This window comes from Streptomyces sp. NPDC002680 (assembly GCF_042889145.1).
Taxonomy (GTDB): Bacteria; Actinomycetota; Actinomycetes; order Streptomycetales; family Streptomycetaceae; genus Streptomyces; species Streptomyces adonidis.
Genome location: NZ_JBIAQP010000001.1, coordinates 263,562 through 280,425, shown reverse-complemented (window position 1 = coordinate 280,425; position 16,864 = coordinate 263,562). Strand labels below are relative to the sequence as shown.

Here is a 16,864-nt window from a genome sequence, read left to right as displayed (position 1 = left end):
AGATGGGAGGTCAGCCGTGCGGCTCAGGCGTTCCTTGAGAACCGGTCCTGCAGTGGTCGCCGTGGTGATGAGTCTGGCGCTCACCGCCTGCCAGGACAGCGGTTCGGCGAATTCGAGCAGTGGCTCGATGATGATCAATTATGCTTCCGGGAAAACCGTGCTCCAGCGGAACTTCAATCCGCTGACCAGCACCGGTGACGCCTCACCGGGAACCCGAATCTATATGTATCAGTCGCTCATGGGGGTGAATGTCCTCAAGGGCGGCGAATTCGAACCCTGGCTCGCCTCCGCGCAGAAACTGTCGGCGGACGGCCGTACGCTGACCGTGGACATCGAGAAGAAAGCCACCTGGAGCGACGGGAAACCGGTCACCGCCGCCGACGTGGTGTTCACCTTCGAGCTGGTGAAGAAGACACCCGCGCTCAACTCGTCCGGTGTCTCGTTCTCCTCGGTGACCGCGCAGGGGCAGAAGACGGTCGTCTTCCGATTCGACAAGCCCGCATTCACCCAGATCGCCTCGATTCTCCAGCAGTACATCGTCCCGGAGAAATACTGGGCGAACCAGAAGAACCCGGTCACCTTCACCAACCCCGACCCCGTCGGCAGCGGCCCCTACACCCTGAAGCGGTTCGACCCGCAGCAGATCAGCCTCACCCTCCGGGACGACTACTGGCGCAGCGAGATCCAGGTCAAGCAGATCCGGCTGCCCGTGGTGAACTCCGCCACCGAGATCTCCCAGCTGACCAGCGGTCAGGAGGACCTGAGCGGCGGTGCGATACCCAACCTGGAGAAGCAGTACGTCGACAAGGACCCGGCGAAGAACGGCTACTTCTACCCGACGTACGGGTCGCTGATCCTGGTCTTCAACCATGACCGGGGTGCCCTGAAGGACGTCCATCTGCGCAAGGCGGTCGAGCTGGCGATCGACCGGCAGCAGCTCATCCAGCTCGTCACCCAGCTCGGCGCCACCCCCATCAGCCAGACCGGCCTGGACGCCGCGACCCAGGGCAAGTGGCTCGACCCCGCCTACAAGGACGCCGTCAAGACCGACCTCGCGGCCGCCAAAGCCCAGCTCCAGCAGGCCGGTTACACCTTCAACGGCGGCAAGGCCGTGAAGGACGGCAAGCAGCTCACGCTCGACTACATCGAGGTCGCCGAGTTCGCGGACTCCGTGCAGCGGGCCCGGATCATCGCCGACCAGCTCGGCAAGATCGGCATCAAGGTGAATGTGCAGCCGCTGGCCAGCGGCACCTACACCGACACCCGGGCCAAGGGCGACTTCGACCTCGCCTCGTACGGACTGGCGTACGGCGCCGTGCCCTGGCAGGTCTACAACCCCCTACTGAGCAGCCAGTTCGCCGGCACCGCGAAGGGCGGCGTGGCGCAGACCAACAACTACCTGCGCTGGCGCGACCCGAGCACCGACGACCTGCTGACGCAGCTCGCGAACTCCGGCGACGAACAGACACAGATCCAGCTCACCCGGAAGCTGGAGAAGATCATCGTCGACCAGGTGCCGTTCGTGACGCTGTCGAACATCACCGCAGGCTGCGCGTGGAGCGCCCGCAACTGGACCGGATTCCCCGACAAGAGCAATCCGTACGCCATCTGCGCCCCCTGGAACGGCGGCCCGGCATTCGAGAACGTCCTCGCCCAGCTGAAGCCGGTCAAGTGATGGCCGCGCCCAGGGAGTTCGCCCGATGACGGCGACGACACTTCCGGCGCCGCACACCGAGCCCCCGTCGGCGGACGGCCCCGCACGCCGTCGCCGGCGCGGCGGCCGGGCCCGGGTCCTGCTGCGCCGCCTCGGCTTCTATCTCGCGACCGCCGCCGTCGCCGTCACCCTGAACTTCGTCATCCCCCGCCTCATGCCGGGCGACCCGGCCGCCGTCATCCTCAACAAGCTGGCCCAGAGGACACAGGTCAACGCGGCCACCGAGAAGTCCATCCAGGCGTTGTTCGGCGTCCCCGACCAGAACCTGTGGGAGCAGTACCTGCACTACCTCTCCCAGCTCGCCCACCTCGACTTCGGGATCTCCACCGCCTACTTCCCGCAGCCCGTGGGCGAGATGATCTCCCAGGGTCTGCCCTGGACGCTGGGCCTGGTCAGCCTGACCACCGTCCTGGCATTCCTCCTCGGCACCGCACTCGGCATCATCTCGGGCGCCAGGCCCGGCAGTCGCCTCGACAGTGTGCTGGCACCGCTCGCGACCTTTCTCGGCTCGATGCCGTACTTCTGGGTCGCCACCATGCTGCTTCTGCTGCTGTCGGTGAGCCTGCCGGTCTTCCCCTCCCAGAACGGCTACGACCTCAACCTCGAACCGGGCCTCGACTTCGCCTTCGTCAGCAGCGTGATCGCGCACGGTTTCCTGCCCGCGCTGACGATCGTCGTCTCCTCCGTCGGCGGCTGGCTGCTCGGCATGCGCAACATGATGATCACCACCGTGGCCGAGGACTACGTCAGCCTCGCCGAGGCCAAGGGGCTCAGCCGCTGGCGGATCCTGCTGGCGTACGCCGCCCGCAACGCGATGCTGCCGCAGGTGGCGGGCCTGGCCATCTCCATCGGCACCGTGGTCGGCGGCTCGCTGCTCGCCGAGGCGGTCTTCGCCTATCCCGGCATCGGCTACCTCTTCTACCAGGCCGTGGTGAACCTCGACTATCCGCTGATGCAGGCCCTGTTCCTGATCATCTCGCTGTCCGTCCTTGTGGCCAACTTCATCGCCGACTCCGTCTACGTCCTGCTCGACCCGCGCACCCGGGAGGACGCATGACGACCGCCGCGCCGCTCACCTGGCGCACCGCGTGGCACAAGCTGGTCCCCGCCAACCGCAAGGCCCGCGTCGGACTCGCGATCATCGCCATGTACGTCCTCGTGGCCGCCGCGGGCCCGTGGATCGTGCAGTCGCTGATGGGGCTGTCGCCCACGGAGCTCACCGGGGCCGTCCTCCAACCCCCGTCCATGGACCACCCGTTGGGCACCACCCAGGACGGCACCGACGTCCTCGCCCAACTCGTCGTCGGCACCCGGACCTCGCTGCTCGTCGGCGCCGTCGCGGCCGTCGTCTCCACCACACTGTCCGTGGCCGTCGGACTGATCGGCGGCTACTACGGCGGCACGGTCGACTCGGTGCTCGGCGCCCTCACCAACGTCTTCCTCGTCCTGCCAGGGCTGCCGCTGGTCATCATCCTCGCTGGGTATCTGCGGGGGAGGGGCGGCCCGTTCGCGGTCGCGCTGGTCATCGGCCTGACCGGCTGGGCCTGGGGCGCCCGTTCCAAGCGCGTGCAGACACTGTCCCTGCGCAACAGGGACTTCGTCCTGGGCGCCCGGCTGCTGGGGGAGAGCAATCCACGGATCATGCTCGTCGAGGTGCTGCCCAACCTGCTGCCCGTGATCTCGGCGACGCTGATGCTCTCCCTCGTGACCTCCATCCTCGCCGTCTCCGGCCTGGACTTCCTCGGCATCGGCGACATCAACACCGTCAGCTGGGGCACGATGCTCTACTTCGCCCAGCAGCGGCAGGCGATGGTCTCCGGCGCGTGGTGGTGGTTCGTACCGCCCGGAGTCGCCATCACGGTCCTCGGTGCCGCCGCCGGGCTCGTCAACTTCGGCATCGACGAACTGACCAACCCGCGACTGCGCGGCGCCCGCCGCAGGAAAGGGGCACAGTGAGCCTGCTGCTGGACGTCAGGAACCTCAGCGTCGACTACGGCACGGCCGCCGAACCCCTGCCCGCGGTGTCCCAAGTCTCCCTGGAACTGCGCCGCGGCGAGATCCTCGGCATCGCCGGCGAGAGCGGCAGCGGCAAGACCACCCTGGTCAACGCCCTCCTACGGCTGCTGCGCCCACCCGCAGTCGTTCGCACGGGCAGCGCCACGCTCCACCCGCGCTCGGGCGACCCCGTCGACCTGCTCCACGCCGACGCACGCGAACTGCGCAGAACCCGCTGGGAACACACGGCCGTGGTCTTCCAGAGCGCCATGAACGCCCTCAACCCCGTCGCCAGACTCGGCGCCCAGTTCACCGACACCCTGCACGCCCACCGCCGTATGACCAGATCGGAGGCGCGCGAACGCGCCGCGCACATGCTCGGCCTCGTCGGCATCCCCGCCACCCGCCTGGACAGCTTTCCGCACGAACTCTCCGGCGGAATGCGCCAGCGGGCCACCATCGCGCTCGCCCTGGTCTGCGACCCCGACCTGCTGGTGATGGACGAACCGACGACGGCTGTGGACGTGGTGATGCAACGCCAGATCCTGCGCCAAGTCATCAGACTCCAACGGGAGTTGGGCTTCTCCGTCGTCTTCATCACGCACGACCTGTCACTGCTCCTGGAGATCGCCGACCGCATCGCCGTCATGTACGGCGGACGGATCGTGGAGAGCGGCCCGGCCGGCGATCTGTACCGGGACCCGAAACACCCGTACACGCGCGGCCTGCGTGACTCCTTCCCGCCGTTGCGCGGACCGATGCGCCGTCTGAACGGCATCCCCGGCAACCCGCCCGACCTGCGCGGCCTCCCACCGGGCTGCCCCTTCCAACCGCGCTGCCCGCACGCGACGCCCGAGTGCGAGGCGGCGCCTCCCGCGCTGACCACGTACGGCACTGAGCGAGCCGTGGCCTGCATCCACGCCGACAACCTGCCCGCGCTGACCACCGGAGGCCGAGCATGACCGACGAGCAGGCCCGAACGCCCCAGCCGGCCCCCGTACTCGAAGCGGTTGACGTCACCGTCCGCTACCCGGTGCACCGCTCCCGCGGCGAGAACGTGCACGCCCTGGAGAACGCCTCCCTGCGCCTGATCCCGGGCCGCACCGTGGCCCTCGTCGGGGAGAGCGGCAGCGGCAAGTCCACCTTCGCCCGGACCCTCGCCCTCGCCCAGACCCCCACCAGCGGCAACGTCCTGCTGTACGGGAAACTCGCCTCGGCACGCGGTCGCCGGGCCCGTCGCGCCTACGCCCGCCGGGTCCAGATGGTGCTCCAGGACCCCTTCGCCTCCCTCAACCCCCTGCACCGCGTGCGCTATCTGCTCGAACGGCCGCTGCGGCTGCACGGCTCCGTCACCGGCGGCGAGGACATGGAGCGGCGGCTGCGGGCCCTGCTGGAACGCGTACGACTGACCCCGCCCGAGCGCTTCCTGAATGCCTTCCCGCACGAGCTGTCCGGCGGCCAGCGCCAGCGCGTCGCGATCGCCCGAGCCCTCGCCGTCGAACCCGAAGTCCTGCTCGGCGACGAACTGGTGAGCATGCTGGACGTCTCCATCCGCCTGGAGATCCTCAACCTCCTCGCCGCCCTGCGCGACGAGGAACACCTGGCCATGCTCTACATCACCCACGACATCGCCGGCGCCCGCTACTTCGCCGACGAGATCGCGGTGATGTACGCGGGGGAGATCGTCGAGTACGGCACGGCGGAGGACGTCACCCAGACCCCGGCCCACCCGTACACCCGGCTGCTCCTGGACTCGACCCCGGACCCGGACCGGATGGAGTTCCTGGCGGGCCGCACGAACCGCGAGGACGGCGAACGGGATGTCACCGGGGACGACTACGGCGAACCCCCGGACCTCGTTCACCCCCCGTCCGGCTGCCGCTTCCACCCCCGCTGCCCCCTGGCCCGCGCCGCCTGCCGCACCGAGCGGCCCCCGCACGTCGAGCTGACCGACCGTCACTGGGCCCGCTGCGTCCTGCTGGCGGAGCCGGCCGCCACCCGTGACACGACCACCGCGGAGCTGACCCCGTGACCCCCCTCCCGGACGACCTGATCGAGGCCGCCCACCGCTGTCTCGTCCTCGGCTTCGACGGTACGAAGGTCCCCGACGACCTGAGACGGCTGGCGGACACCGGACTGGGCGGCGTCATCCTGCATACCCGGAATGTCGCCGGACGAGCCCAACTCCGCGCCCTCACCGACGAGTTGCGCTCCCTGCGCCCCGGACTGCTGGTCACCGTCGACCAGGAGGGCGGAAGCATCAGCCATCTCGCCAGAGCCGGGGCGCCCGAGACCCCGGGCGCCTGGGCGTTGGGCGTAGCCGACGACACCCAGCTGACCGCCGCCGTCGCGGACGGGCTCGCCCGGCACCTGGCCGACTGCGGAGTGGCCGTCAGCTACGCCCCCGTGGCCGACGTCCACCGGGACGCCGCCAACCCCATCGTGCGCACCCGCTCCTTCGGCGCCGACCCCGTCCAGGCCGCCCGCCACGTCACGGCCTGGACGAAGGCCACGCTGGCCGCCGGCATCGCCCCGTGCGCGAAGCACTTCCCGGGCCACGGCTCGACCACCGTCGACAGCCACCTGGGCACCGCCGTCGACCCCAGGGACGAACGAACCCTCCGCGAGAACGACCTGCCGCCCTTCCGGGCCGCCATCGCCGCGGGCGTCCCGCTCGTCATGACGGCCCACGTCGTCTACCCGGCCCTCGACACCACCGCCCCCGCCACCCTCAGCCGCCGCATCCTCACCGACCTCCTGCGCACCGAACTGGGCTTCGAGGGCGTCGTCGTGACCGACGCCCTGGAGATGAAGGCGATCGCCGACACGGTCGGCGAACCGGCCGCTGCCGTCGCCGCGATCGCAGCGGGAGCCGACCAGCTGATCATCGCCCGCCCCGACCCGAAGCTGTGGCGGCGCTGCCGGGACGCCCTGCTCGACGCCCTGGCGAGCGGCACGCTCGACCCCGCCCGGGTCGTCGACGCCGCCCGCCGCGTCGACGCCCTGGCCGACCGCTTCGCCCAGCCACCAAACACGACCGGCGGCGCCGTCCCGGAGGACGTGGGGCTGTTGGCCGCCCGCCGAGCCATCCGCTGGAAGCCCTTGCCCGGCCCCGTCGTCGATCCGTACGTCGTCGACCTGCACCGCCGCCCCAACCCCGCGCTGGAATGGGACCGGACGGACCTCCTCACCCTTCTGCGCGAGGTCATGCCCGCCACCGACGGCGTCGTGACGAGCGAAGGCCCCGTCGACGTGCCCGGCATCCTGCGGCACGCCCAGGGGCGCCCCCTGCTGATCGCCACCGAGGACGCGGACCTGCACCCCTGGCAGGCGGCGGCCCGCACCGCCCTGCTCACCGCCCGCCCCGACGCCCTCCTCGTCGCCACCGGCATGCCGGACGCGGAGACGGAGGCGGCCGACGGGCTGTGCGCTTACGGGCGGGGCCGGGCGAACCTGCGGGCGGTGGCCGAGGCGCTGCTTTAGGCGTGATGTCCTATGACGCTCGCGAGTGAGCGACCACCGTGCCTGGTGTCAACGTGCGAACTTCTCGATGGCCGCCGGGGTGACGGGGGTGAAGAAGTTGACGAGGTTGCCGTCCGGGTCGCGGAACAGCAGCGACCGGTTGCCCCAGGGCATCGTGGTGGGCTCGGTGACGAAGTCCGTGACGAAACCGGTCAGGTTCTGGTGAACACGGTCAACGTCGTCGACGAGGAACTCGGTGATCACGCTGTGGTTGTCCGCCGGACGGGCGGAACCCGGGGCGAACAGCGGGACGGTGCGGGTGCCGGCGATCGCGAGCGTGGCGCCCGGGGTCCTGAGTTCGGCGAAGTCCTCAGTGGCCCACATCGCCCGCACCCCCGTGGCTCGCTCATAGAACTCGACGAGGCGTGCCACGTCGCCGGTGATGATGCGGATCGAGACGAAGTCCATGGTGATCTCCTTGGCCGATGGGGTCGGTGCACGTCGCAGGCTAGGAGGAATAGGGGACAGAATCCGTCCTGTATTCGGCTTAGGCTTGTGCACATGCCTCGCCCCACCGGCCGCGTGCTGACACTCCTGGAACTACTGCAGTCGGGCGGCACCCGGACGGTCGCCGAACTCGCGGAACGGCTCGGTGTCGACGGGCGCACCGTTCGGCGGTACGTGGATCATCTGATCGACCTGGACGTGCCCGTGGAGTCGGTACGCGGTCGCTACGGCGGGTATCGGCTCGCCCCCGGGTACCGTCTGCCTCCGCTCATGCTCAGCGACGACGAGGCGCTGGCCGTGCTGCTCGGCCTGGTCGCCGGCCGCCGGGCAGGGTTGACGACGGCGGAGCGCACAGCGAGCGAGACCGTATCCGCCAAGATCCGGCGCGTGCTGCCCAAACACGTCGCCCGCCGGCTCGACACACTCCTGGAATCCCTCGCCTTCACGGATCAGCCCGGTGAGTTCGCCGCCCCGGACGCCGGGGTCCTGCTCACCGTCGCCGATGCGGTACGCCACCGCCGACCGGTCTCGATCAGATACACCGACCGCGACGGCCGACGCAGCCACCGCACGCTGCACGCGTACGGGATCGTCGCCCATTCGGGCCGGTGGTACGTCACGGGCACGGACCCCGAGATCGACGAGGCCCGAACCTTCCGGCTCGACCGCATCGCGGACGCGAGGACCCTGCCCGGCTCGTTCGACGAGCCCGTGGGTCCCGATCCGGCACAGCGCGTGTTGTCGGGGTTCGCCACGGCCGAGTACCGGCACGAGGTGACCTTGCGGATCCACGGCACCGTCGAGCAGATCCGCGCCCGCCTTCCCGCCGGTGTCGCGACTGTGGAGGAGTACGCGCCCACGGCAGGCGAGGACCCGGCGACCGAGCGCTGGCTGCGCGTCGAACTACGGGCGGAGCGGCTCGACTGGTTGCCTCCGGTACTCGCCGCACTCGACCGGCCGTTCGTCATCGAGCGCCCCGACGAACTGCGCGACCTCGTCCTCGCGCTCGCCGATCGCCTCGCGTCCCAGGCCCGCCAAATCTGACAGTGCGGAACCGATGCCATGTGATGGCACCTCTAGATCGTGGCCGGGACGGTGGAGAGGGGGCGGGCGTCGGTGGGGAGTGGGTGGGTCTCGGCGGAGCGGCCGGTCAGGGCCGCGGCTATCGCCAGCCGGTACAGCCCGGTCGGCCGGCCCTTGCGGTGGGTCTGGGTCAGCCCCTCGGCGGTCACCAGGCCGTGCGCGTGGAGTTTGCGGACCAGGCGTCGGCCGCTGGGGTCGGTGACGGCCATGGCGTCGGCCAACTCGCTCGGTGTGACGGTACGTCCGGCCAGGTCGCGTTCGATCGCGGCGAGCCGTGACAACGTTGCCGGACTGAGCCCGACGGTCCGCGCGAGGGAGCGCATCCGGTCGCCCTGCTCCTGGGCGGACCGGGGCTGCGGCGGCCCGCCCGGACCCAACGGCCCGATCACCAGCCCGCTGTCCTCCATCAGATAGCCGCACGGCCGGTTCTCCGACTCCGCGCGGGCGGCGGCCCGTTCGGCGAGCATCACCGAGGAACGTGCCGAAGGGCCCACGCCGAACCCGGCGGCCACCCCCACCCCGAGTGACTCCTGGGCCTGCTCCAGCACCGGAACGATGAGCCAGTTGCGGCTGAGCCGCTCGAACACCGTCCGGCGCCCGAGGACCACCACACCGCGCCGGCCACGGTTCTCGATCCAGGCGTCGCTGAGTTCGGGCGTGGCCCGCAGCAGCGCCAGCAGCCCCATGCGGACGCGCTCCAGGTCGCCCGGACCACCAGGCCTGTTGACGCAGAACACGCCGGCGGCGAACCCGGCGGCGCCCGCCTGCTCGGACCGGATGCGCAGCACCAGCTCGTGCAGCTCCGCGCGGATGCTGGACGGCACGGGCGAGCCGTTCAGCACGCGCAGGCTGCCGCGCAACTGCCGCAGGACAGCGGTCCGCGCGGTGATGACGTACCCACCGCCCTCCCGGAGGGACCTCTGGTGGAACGCGCAGATCTCCTCGACGCTCTGGTCGTCGGCGTACGGGAGGCACGCGACCCGGGTGCGGTCGATGTGCAGCGCCTCCGCGACCTCGGAGACCACCTCCTGATCGAAGGTGTCGATGCTGACCGGCACCGGCTGCCAGCCACGGGCCTGCGCCTGGGACAACGCCAGCGCCAGGTCGAGGGCCGAACTGCGGGTGACGGCGACAGGCAGGCCGGGAGAGAGGACGTCACGACACGCGCGATACGGAACGGCACCCACCAGCAGTCCGTCCAGGGCGTGTCCATCGGCGAGGCTCTGCACACGGGGCCGGATCTCGTGCTCGTGCCCGTACGTCACCCACTTCAACGAGATTCCGGACAACGGCTCGACGGCTTCTTCGAAGACTCCACGGCGGCTTGCGTGAACGACAAGTCCGATCGACAAACTCACGATGTACCACCCATCAGGAACGTGGTCCTGGGCTGCTCTTGGCGGAAGACGGTACACGGACGCACCGCGCGCTTCCATGGCGCGTCCGGGCAATACATCCGATGTATCGGTGATCTGTCAGGGCTGGAGGACGCGACTCCGATGTGTGCGGCCGGACCGACGGCACGGCCGCGTCACCCTCACCGCATCCACGCCCGCGTGCCGAACGAGGCGCACGCCCGGGAGGCGACCGTGGCGGCATTCCGCAGCGCCTCGGCGAAGTCCCGTGGAGTCAGACGGTCGTAAAGGGTGAGGTCGTGGGTGAGGGCTCCGTGCAGGACGTCGCCCGCGCCCAGGGTGTCCGCGACCGGGACGGCGGGCACGTCCACCGTGCCGCCGCCGTCGGGGCCTGCCCACACGATGGGCCGTCCTCCCCGGCTGACCGCCGCCCAACGGACCCCGTGCTCCCGCAGGAACCGCAGGGTGTCCTCCGGTGTGTGCGTGCCGGGCGGATGGAAGTCGTCCGAGCAGACGGCCACGTCGATCAACGGCAGCAGGTCCTGTGTCCCGGCCTTCCAACTGCCCCCGTCGAGCACGGTCCGGCGCTCGGCGGCACGAGCGGCGTGGGCGGCGGCCCGGGCCAGTTCCGCGTGGTGGCCGTCGAACTCGACGATGTCGCAGGCGGCCACCAACGCGTCAAGGTCGTCGGGTGGGGTGAGCCGATGGCCCGTCGCGTTGGTCGAGACGACGGCACGGTCTCCGCTGGACTCGGTCACGAGGACCGAGGACACGGCGGGCGGCTCGACCGAACCGGCCGCGAGGTCCGACACGGTCACGCCCAGACGGCGCAGGTCCGCCGCGACCGCGAGCCCCAGCGGATGGGAGCCGATCGCGGTGAGCAGCCTGGCCGCACCACCCAGGTGGGCGAAGGTCACGGCCGCGTTCGCCGCCGGACCACCTGCGGCCACTGTCTGCTGACGTGCGGTGAGTTTCTGGTTCGAGGAGGGCGTCTGCTCCACGAGCTGGATGACATCGAGCGTGCACAGCCCGACAAACAGCCCTTCAGGACGCCTCCTGGCTGCCGACTCCAACCACCAGCACCTCCTCCTGCCGTGTGTTCATGCCCGCCCCAGCCTCCCCATACCCACGGGCAAGGTGGCTGGAGCGTGCATGATCACCGCCGGTTCCAGTCCGGCTCCCTCATCGCCGTCAGGTCGGGGTTGAGGGTCGCCCCGCGAGTTCACCGGCGAAGTGACAGGCGGCACGCTGACCACTGGGGGTGAGGGTGAGTTGCGGATCGGCCTCCGCGCAGATCGTCCGCTCCGGATGCGCGAGGGGACCGATCGGGCACCGGGTGCGGAACCGGCAGCCGGAGGGCGGGTTCGACGGGCTCGGCAGCTCGCCCCGCAGGACGATGCCCTCCCGTGCGCGCTCCGCGACGCTCGCCGCCGGTGAGGACGACAACAGGGCTGTGGTGTAAGGGTGTTGGGGGCTGCCGTAGACATCGGCGACATCGCCGTACTCCACGATCCTGCCGAGGTACATGACGGCCACCGTGTCGCTGAGGTGGCGTACGACCGACAGGTCGTGGGCGATGAACAGGTAACCCAGGCCCAGTTCGTTCTGCAGTTTCTCCAGCAGGTTGATGATCTGTGCCTGGACCGACATGTCCAGTGCGGACACCGGCTCGTCGAGGACCAGGGTGCGCGGTTCACGGGCCAACGCCCGCGCGATGCCGATCCGTTGGCGCTGCCCGCCGGAGAAGGCGTGCGGATAGCGGTCGAGGTGCTCCGGGCGCAGGCCCACCTGCTCCACCAACGAGCGTGCCGCCGCTTCGAGTTCGGGTCCTCCGATGCCCCGGAACGCGAGCGCCTCGGTGAGGGACTGCCGGATCGTGCGCCGGGGGTTCAGTGACGCGTACGGGTCCTGGAACACGTACTGCACCGAGGCCCGGACCCGTTTGAGGTCCTCCTCGCGCATCGCGCTCACGTCGGTTCCCTCGACGAGGATCGAGCCGCCGGCGATCGGGTTGATGCCGACGACACCGCGGGACAGCGTCGACTTGCCGCAGCCGCTCTCGCCCACCAGCCCGAGCGTGCGGCCCGCCTCCACCGTCAGGCTCACCGAGTCGACGGCGTACACCGGGGGCTCACGACGGAACAGCCCCCGCCGCCGCGAACCCACGTCGACCGTGACGTCCCGGATCTCCAGTACGGGTTCGGCCGTAGGGGGAGCGGTCCGCGGCACGGGTTCGGCGGGGTGCGCTGCCTCACGTACGCCGGTCGGGGAGACGTCCACGCCGGCCTGGGCGGCGAAACAGGCCACGGTCTGTCCCGCCTCGCCGATCTGCAGCAGCCCCGGCGTCTCCTGCACGCAGGCGTCCTCGGCGAACGCGCAGCGCGGATGGAACGCGCAGCCCGTCGGAAGCGCGGCCGGGTCGGGAGGTGTGCCGGGAATCGCCGGGAGAGGCTTGCCCTTGCGCTCGTCGTCGAGACGGGGCATGGCCGCGAGCAGTGCCGCCGTGTAGGGGTGGCGCGGGTGCTCGAAGACCTGCTCGACGGTTCCCTTCTCGACCGTACGGCCGCTGTACATCACCACCACGTCCGTACACAGCTCGGCGACCACCCCCATGTCGTGCGTGATGATCGCGACGGCGATGCCGAGTTCGGTGCGCAGCCTGGACAGCAGCCGCAGGATCTGGGCTTGGACCGTGACGTCGAGCGCGGTCGTCGGCTCGTCGGCGATGAGCAGTGCGGGATCGTTCGCCAGGGCGATCGCGATCACCACACGCTGGCGCATTCCGCCGGAGAACTGGTGCGGATACTGGTCGATCTTCGTCCGTACGTCGGGAATGCCGACCTGTTCGAGGAGTTCGACCGCGCGTGAGCGTGCCGTCTTCCGGTCCACGCCGTGCACCGTCATGGCCTCGACGATCTGGTCGCCGACCTTCATGACGGGGTTGAGCGCGGACTGCGGGTCCTGGAAGACCATCGCCACCTCGCTGCCGCGCCTGCGCCGCATCTCGCTCTCGGGCAGCGCGAGCAGGTCCTCGCCGGCGAACCGCACGGAACCGCTGACGATCTCGCCGGGCGGGCGGACCATCCGCATGATCGAGCGCGCGGTGATCGACTTGCCCGAGCCGGACTCGCCGACGATGCCGAGGACGTCACCCGCGTGGATGTCGAAGCTGACGTCGTTGACGGCCTTGACGACACCGTTCCTGAGCTTGAACTCCGTACGCAGTCCTTCGACGCGCAGCAGGGGCACGCCTTTGCTCGTGACCGGCGCCGGTGGGTCGGTCGTGGTGGGGTCGGTCGTCGGGTTCATCGGCGATTCACCGCCTCGTTGAGCGCGTCCGACATCAGGCCGACGCCCACCGCGAGGAGCAGTAGCAGCGAGGCGGGCCCGATGATGTAGGTGGGGGACTGGGTTACGAACCGCAGGCCGTTGTTGAGCAGTACGCCGAGTGACGGTGTCGGCGGCTGCACTCCGAGGCCGACGATGGACAGGCCGGCCTCGATGTAGACGCCGATGACCATCCAGACGGCGCCGTTCACGACGATCGCGTCCATCGCGTTGGGCAGCACGTGCCGCACGAGCAGTCGGCGGCGCGAGACACCGAGCACCTGGGCGGCAAGGACGTACTCCCTGCCCTGCTGGGTGAGCCAGGCGCTACGGGCCAGGCGCCCGGTGCTGGGCAGACCGCCGATCAGGATGGTGAGGAAGAGCGCGAACCAGCCGGGGCCGAGGATCGCCACCAGGCACACCCCGAGGATCAGCCCCGGGAAGCCGATGACGACGTCGAGCAGGCGTTGCACCCCCGCGCCGAGCCATTCGGAGAGCGCGCCGCACAGGCCGAGCAGGGTGCCGATCGCCATGCTGAGCGGCACCGCGGTGAGGATGAGGCTCAGGTCGACGCGCAGCCCGTAGACGCTGCGGACGAAGATGTCACGGCCGAACTCGTCCGTGCCGAAGAGATGCGCGCCCGACGGCCCGGCGAAGCTGTCCGGCCCCTGTTGGTCGTAGCCGGACGGGAAGAGGAGGGGAGCGAGCAGGGCGGCGAGCAGCATGATCGCGAGGATCGACACCCCGATGATGCCCTTGGGGGTGCGGAAGGCCGACAGATAGCGGGCCAGCGTCGGATTGAGTCGTCTGCGCGCCGCCGTCGGGGCGGATGCGGACAGGGGGATGTCTGTCATGTCCGGTCTCCCAACCTGATCTTCGGGTCGAGTGCCGCGAGGACCATCTCGGTGACGATCTGGCAGATCACCGCCACGCAGACCACGCCGAGGATCAGCACCTGGAGGACGGTGAAGTCGCGGGTCTGCACGCTGGACACGGCGAGCTGGCCGAGCCCGTTGCGGTTGAAGACCGCCTCGATGACCACGGCACCGGCGAGCAGGGTGCCGATCTCCAGACCGATGGCGACGGCCGCGGTGCCGAAGCTGTTGCGCAGCACGTGCCGCAGGGTGATCCGCCGGGGCGAGACCCCCTTGGCCAGCGCCAGATCGACGTAGTCCTCGTTACGGACCCGGGCCATCTCCGTCTGGAGCAGCCGGGCCAGGCCCCCGGCAGGCGACAGCGCCAGCGCGACCGCGGGAAGGACCAGATACTGAATCCCGATCGCGGGGTCGTGCAGCACGCTCACCTCGCCGCTGACGGGGAGCCAGCGGTGGTACACGCCGAAGACGAGGATCAGCGCCAGCGCTGTGAGGAACGACGGCACGGCGACCAGGACGCTGGTGCCCAGATCGAGGGTCGCCCGCGTCCACCAGCGCTTCGTCGAGCCGGCGAGCACCCCCAGCGTGGTCCCGATCAGGACGACGAGCAGCGTCGCGAACACGGCCAGCTCGACGGTGCTCCCCAGCCGGTCGCCGATGAGGCTCGTGACGCTGCGGTGGAGGAGGTACGACTGCCCGAGGTCACCGTGGAACAGACCGGAGATCCAGTCCCAGTACTGCACGGCGAGCGACCGGTCCAGCCCCAACTCGCTCCGGATGGCGGCGATGTTGGCCGCCGTCGGGTCCGCACCGGCGAGGGTGACGGCGACGTCTCCGGGCGCGAGCCGGGGCAGGGCGAACGCGACGATCGAGCTGGCGAAGAGCACGAACCCCACCGACGGCACCTTGCGGATCAGGAACCGGATCATTTCGACAGCCAGGCCGTGCCGAGGTCCAGGAAGCCCGTCCGGGTCGCCTTGATACCGCCGACGGCCGTCGACCGGACCGTCATCGTCGGGCGCGTGATCAGGGGAACCGCGAACGCCTGGTCCAGGACGTAGTCGTTGTAGGCGAGCACCGCGGCCTTCTGGTCCTCGGTCGAGGTCGCGCCGACGACCCGCTCGACGAGCTTCGTGTACTGCGGGTCCTTGAGCTTCAGGAGGTTGTCGTCCGCGACGAACTCCGGCCGGCTGACGACCTGGGTGGCCGGCGACAGGGCGTTGCTGTTCATCATCAGGACCGCGGGCGTGCCCATGTTCCGTTTGGCGATCCGCTCGTCGTACTCGGTCGCGGTGAGCAGTACGGGCTTGGCGTTCAGGCCGACGGCGGCGAGGTTGTTCTTGACGATCTGGAAGATGCCGGTGGCCTCGGGGGTGTTCAGCGTGACGACGTCGAACGAGGCGCCGCTCACGCCCGCTTGGGCGAGCAGTTGCTTGGCCTTGGCCGGCTGATACGTGTAGTGCTTCGCCTGGGTGGCGTCGTAGCCGACGGTGGACGTCCGCCACGGCAGGTCCGTCGCGTCCGCCTGACCGCCCTCGACCTGGGAGACGATCCGGTCGCGGTCGATGGCGTACTGCACCGCCTGCCGCACGGTCTTGTCGTCGAACGGCGCCTTCGTCACGTCGAGGGCGAGCGGGATCGCCGACCCGCCCGACGTCACGAGGGCGTAGCCCTGCTGCTTGCTCAGGCTGCGCGCGTCGAGGGCGGGCATGCCGACGCCGTACTGGACACGGCCGCTGCGGATCGCCGACACGATGGCGGTCGGGTCGTTGATGACGTTGATCTGGATCTTGTCGAGATGGGTGTTCTTGGCGTCGCGGTACTTGGCGTACTTGGCGAGTTCGACCTTGCCGCCGGGCGTCCAGGACTTCCAGACGAACCGGCCGGTGCCGTCGACGACCTTGCCCGCCGCGTAGTCGCCGTAGGTCGCGGGGTTGAGGATCGGCATCGTCTCGAACAGGTCGAAGATGTTCGGCGTCGGCTTCGAGAAGGTGAGGGCCAGCTCGTGGTCGCCCTCGGTCCGTATGGACTTGACCTGGCTCGCGATCGGCTGGTTCGCCGCGCCCGTCGCCGGGTCCTGCACCTTCTTCAGGGTAAACTCGACGTCGCTCGCCGTCAGTTCGCGGCCGCTGTGGAACGTCACGTCGTCGCGGAGCGTGATGTCGATGCTTCTGGCGTCGGGTGCGAGCTTCCATGACTTCGCCAGGACACCGCTCGGTTGGCCGGTCTTGGTGCTGATGGCGGTCAGGGTCTCCAGGACCTGGTACTCGGACAGCAGGTTGCCGAACGAGGTCTTGAGGAACGAGCCGGGATCGACGTCGCTGGTCTGTGCGACGACGAGGGTGCCTCCGTCGCGTACCGGGCCGGTGGTCTCGGAGTCCGTGCCGACCGGCTGGGTGGCGGCACTGCACGCGGCGGAGGTGAGCAGTGCCGCGCCTGCGGCGGCGCCTGCCAACAGCCGGCGCGGCCGGACTGGCTTGGTGAGGGACATCGATGCTCCTTGAAGTGCTCGGGGGAACCCTGCGTGAACAGCCCCGTCAGATGTG

Annotated in this window: 14 protein-coding genes; 7 read left to right on the top strand and 7 right to left on the bottom strand. The window is 70.0% G+C overall.

Features of this window, described 5'->3' with window-relative positions; all coding sequences use genetic code 11:
- The first annotated feature begins 238 nt into the window (after positions 1-238).
- From ACFYXF_RS01195 to nagZ, 6 genes are read left to right on the top strand one after another with little or no spacing between them, the layout of a single operon-like run.
- Entirely contained in the window at positions 239-1,675 is a 1,437-nt protein-coding gene (locus tag ACFYXF_RS01195) for an ABC transporter substrate-binding protein (RefSeq protein ID WP_389346784.1), read from the top strand.
- A 25-nt stretch (positions 1,676-1,700) separates the two neighbouring features.
- The gene (locus ACFYXF_RS01190; protein ID WP_389346783.1) at positions 1,701-2,771 is read left to right on the top strand and encodes an ABC transporter permease; all 1,071 of its coding nucleotides are present in this window, start codon (positions 1,701-1,703) and stop codon (positions 2,769-2,771) included.
- Positions 2,768-3,670: an ABC transporter permease gene (locus ACFYXF_RS01185; protein ID WP_389346781.1), complete on the top strand. Its 903-nt coding sequence runs from the start codon at positions 2,768-2,770 to the stop codon at positions 3,668-3,670. Before ACFYXF_RS01190 ends, ACFYXF_RS01185 begins: the two co-directional genes overlap by 4 nt.
- Positions 3,667-4,671, top strand: coding sequence for an ABC transporter ATP-binding protein (locus ACFYXF_RS01180; RefSeq protein WP_389346779.1), 1,005 nt, complete (start codon positions 3,667-3,669; stop codon positions 4,669-4,671). Before ACFYXF_RS01185 ends, ACFYXF_RS01180 begins: the two co-directional genes overlap by 4 nt.
- On the top strand, positions 4,668-5,741 hold the full coding sequence (locus tag ACFYXF_RS01175) for an ABC transporter ATP-binding protein (protein ID WP_389346777.1): 1,074 nt from the start codon (positions 4,668-4,670) through the stop codon (positions 5,739-5,741). The genes ACFYXF_RS01180 and ACFYXF_RS01175 overlap by 4 nt, the downstream gene beginning before the upstream one ends.
- Positions 5,738-7,192 carry a beta-N-acetylhexosaminidase gene (gene nagZ, locus ACFYXF_RS01170; RefSeq protein ID WP_389346775.1) on the top strand — a complete coding sequence of 485 codons (1,455 nt, stop codon included), beginning with the start codon at positions 5,738-5,740 and terminating at the stop codon, positions 7,190-7,192. The genes ACFYXF_RS01175 and nagZ overlap by 4 nt, the downstream gene beginning before the upstream one ends.
- A gap of 48 nt (positions 7,193-7,240) precedes the next feature.
- Here the strand turns inward: nagZ and ACFYXF_RS01165 are convergent, their stop codons facing one another.
- Positions 7,241-7,639, bottom strand: a complete 399-nt coding sequence (locus tag ACFYXF_RS01165) for a VOC family protein (protein ID WP_389346773.1) — start codon at positions 7,637-7,639, stop codon at positions 7,241-7,243.
- A 93-nt stretch (positions 7,640-7,732) separates the two neighbouring features.
- On the opposite strand from ACFYXF_RS01165, the gene ACFYXF_RS01160 reads away from it, so the two are divergent.
- Positions 7,733-8,722 carry a helix-turn-helix transcriptional regulator gene (locus ACFYXF_RS01160; protein ID WP_389346770.1) on the top strand — a complete coding sequence of 330 codons (990 nt, stop codon included), beginning with the start codon at positions 7,733-7,735 and terminating at the stop codon, positions 8,720-8,722.
- Positions 8,723-8,754: 32 nt separating this feature from the next.
- On the opposite strand, the gene ACFYXF_RS01155 is transcribed toward ACFYXF_RS01160, so the two are convergent.
- The 6 genes from ACFYXF_RS01155 to ACFYXF_RS01130 all read right to left on the bottom strand — a co-directional run bounded on the left by ACFYXF_RS01155 (position 8,755) and on the right by ACFYXF_RS01130 (position 16,809).
- On the bottom strand, positions 8,755-10,050 hold the full coding sequence (locus ACFYXF_RS01155; RefSeq protein WP_389346768.1) for a MarR family transcriptional regulator: 1,296 nt from the start codon (positions 10,048-10,050) through the stop codon (positions 8,755-8,757).
- A gap of 248 nt (positions 10,051-10,298) precedes the next feature.
- Entirely contained in the window at positions 10,299-11,126 is an 828-nt protein-coding gene (locus tag ACFYXF_RS01150) for a PfkB family carbohydrate kinase (RefSeq protein ID WP_389348437.1), read from the bottom strand.
- Between the two features lie 181 nt (positions 11,127-11,307).
- A complete protein-coding gene (locus ACFYXF_RS01145; RefSeq protein WP_389346766.1) occupies positions 11,308-13,425 on the bottom strand; it encodes a dipeptide ABC transporter ATP-binding protein in 2,118 nt (705 codons plus the stop codon).
- On the bottom strand, positions 13,422-14,297 hold the full coding sequence (locus tag ACFYXF_RS01140; RefSeq protein ID WP_389346764.1) for an ABC transporter permease: 876 nt from the start codon (positions 14,295-14,297) through the stop codon (positions 13,422-13,424). Before ACFYXF_RS01140 ends, ACFYXF_RS01145 begins: the two co-directional genes overlap by 4 nt.
- Positions 14,294-15,247, bottom strand: coding sequence for an ABC transporter permease (locus ACFYXF_RS01135; RefSeq protein WP_389346762.1), 954 nt, complete (start codon positions 15,245-15,247; stop codon positions 14,294-14,296). Before ACFYXF_RS01135 ends, ACFYXF_RS01140 begins: the two co-directional genes overlap by 4 nt.
- A complete protein-coding gene (locus ACFYXF_RS01130) occupies positions 15,244-16,809 on the bottom strand; it encodes an ABC transporter substrate-binding protein (RefSeq protein ID WP_389346760.1) in 1,566 nt (521 codons plus the stop codon). The genes ACFYXF_RS01135 and ACFYXF_RS01130 overlap by 4 nt, the downstream gene beginning before the upstream one ends.
- Between the last annotated feature and the right edge of the window lie 55 nt (positions 16,810-16,864).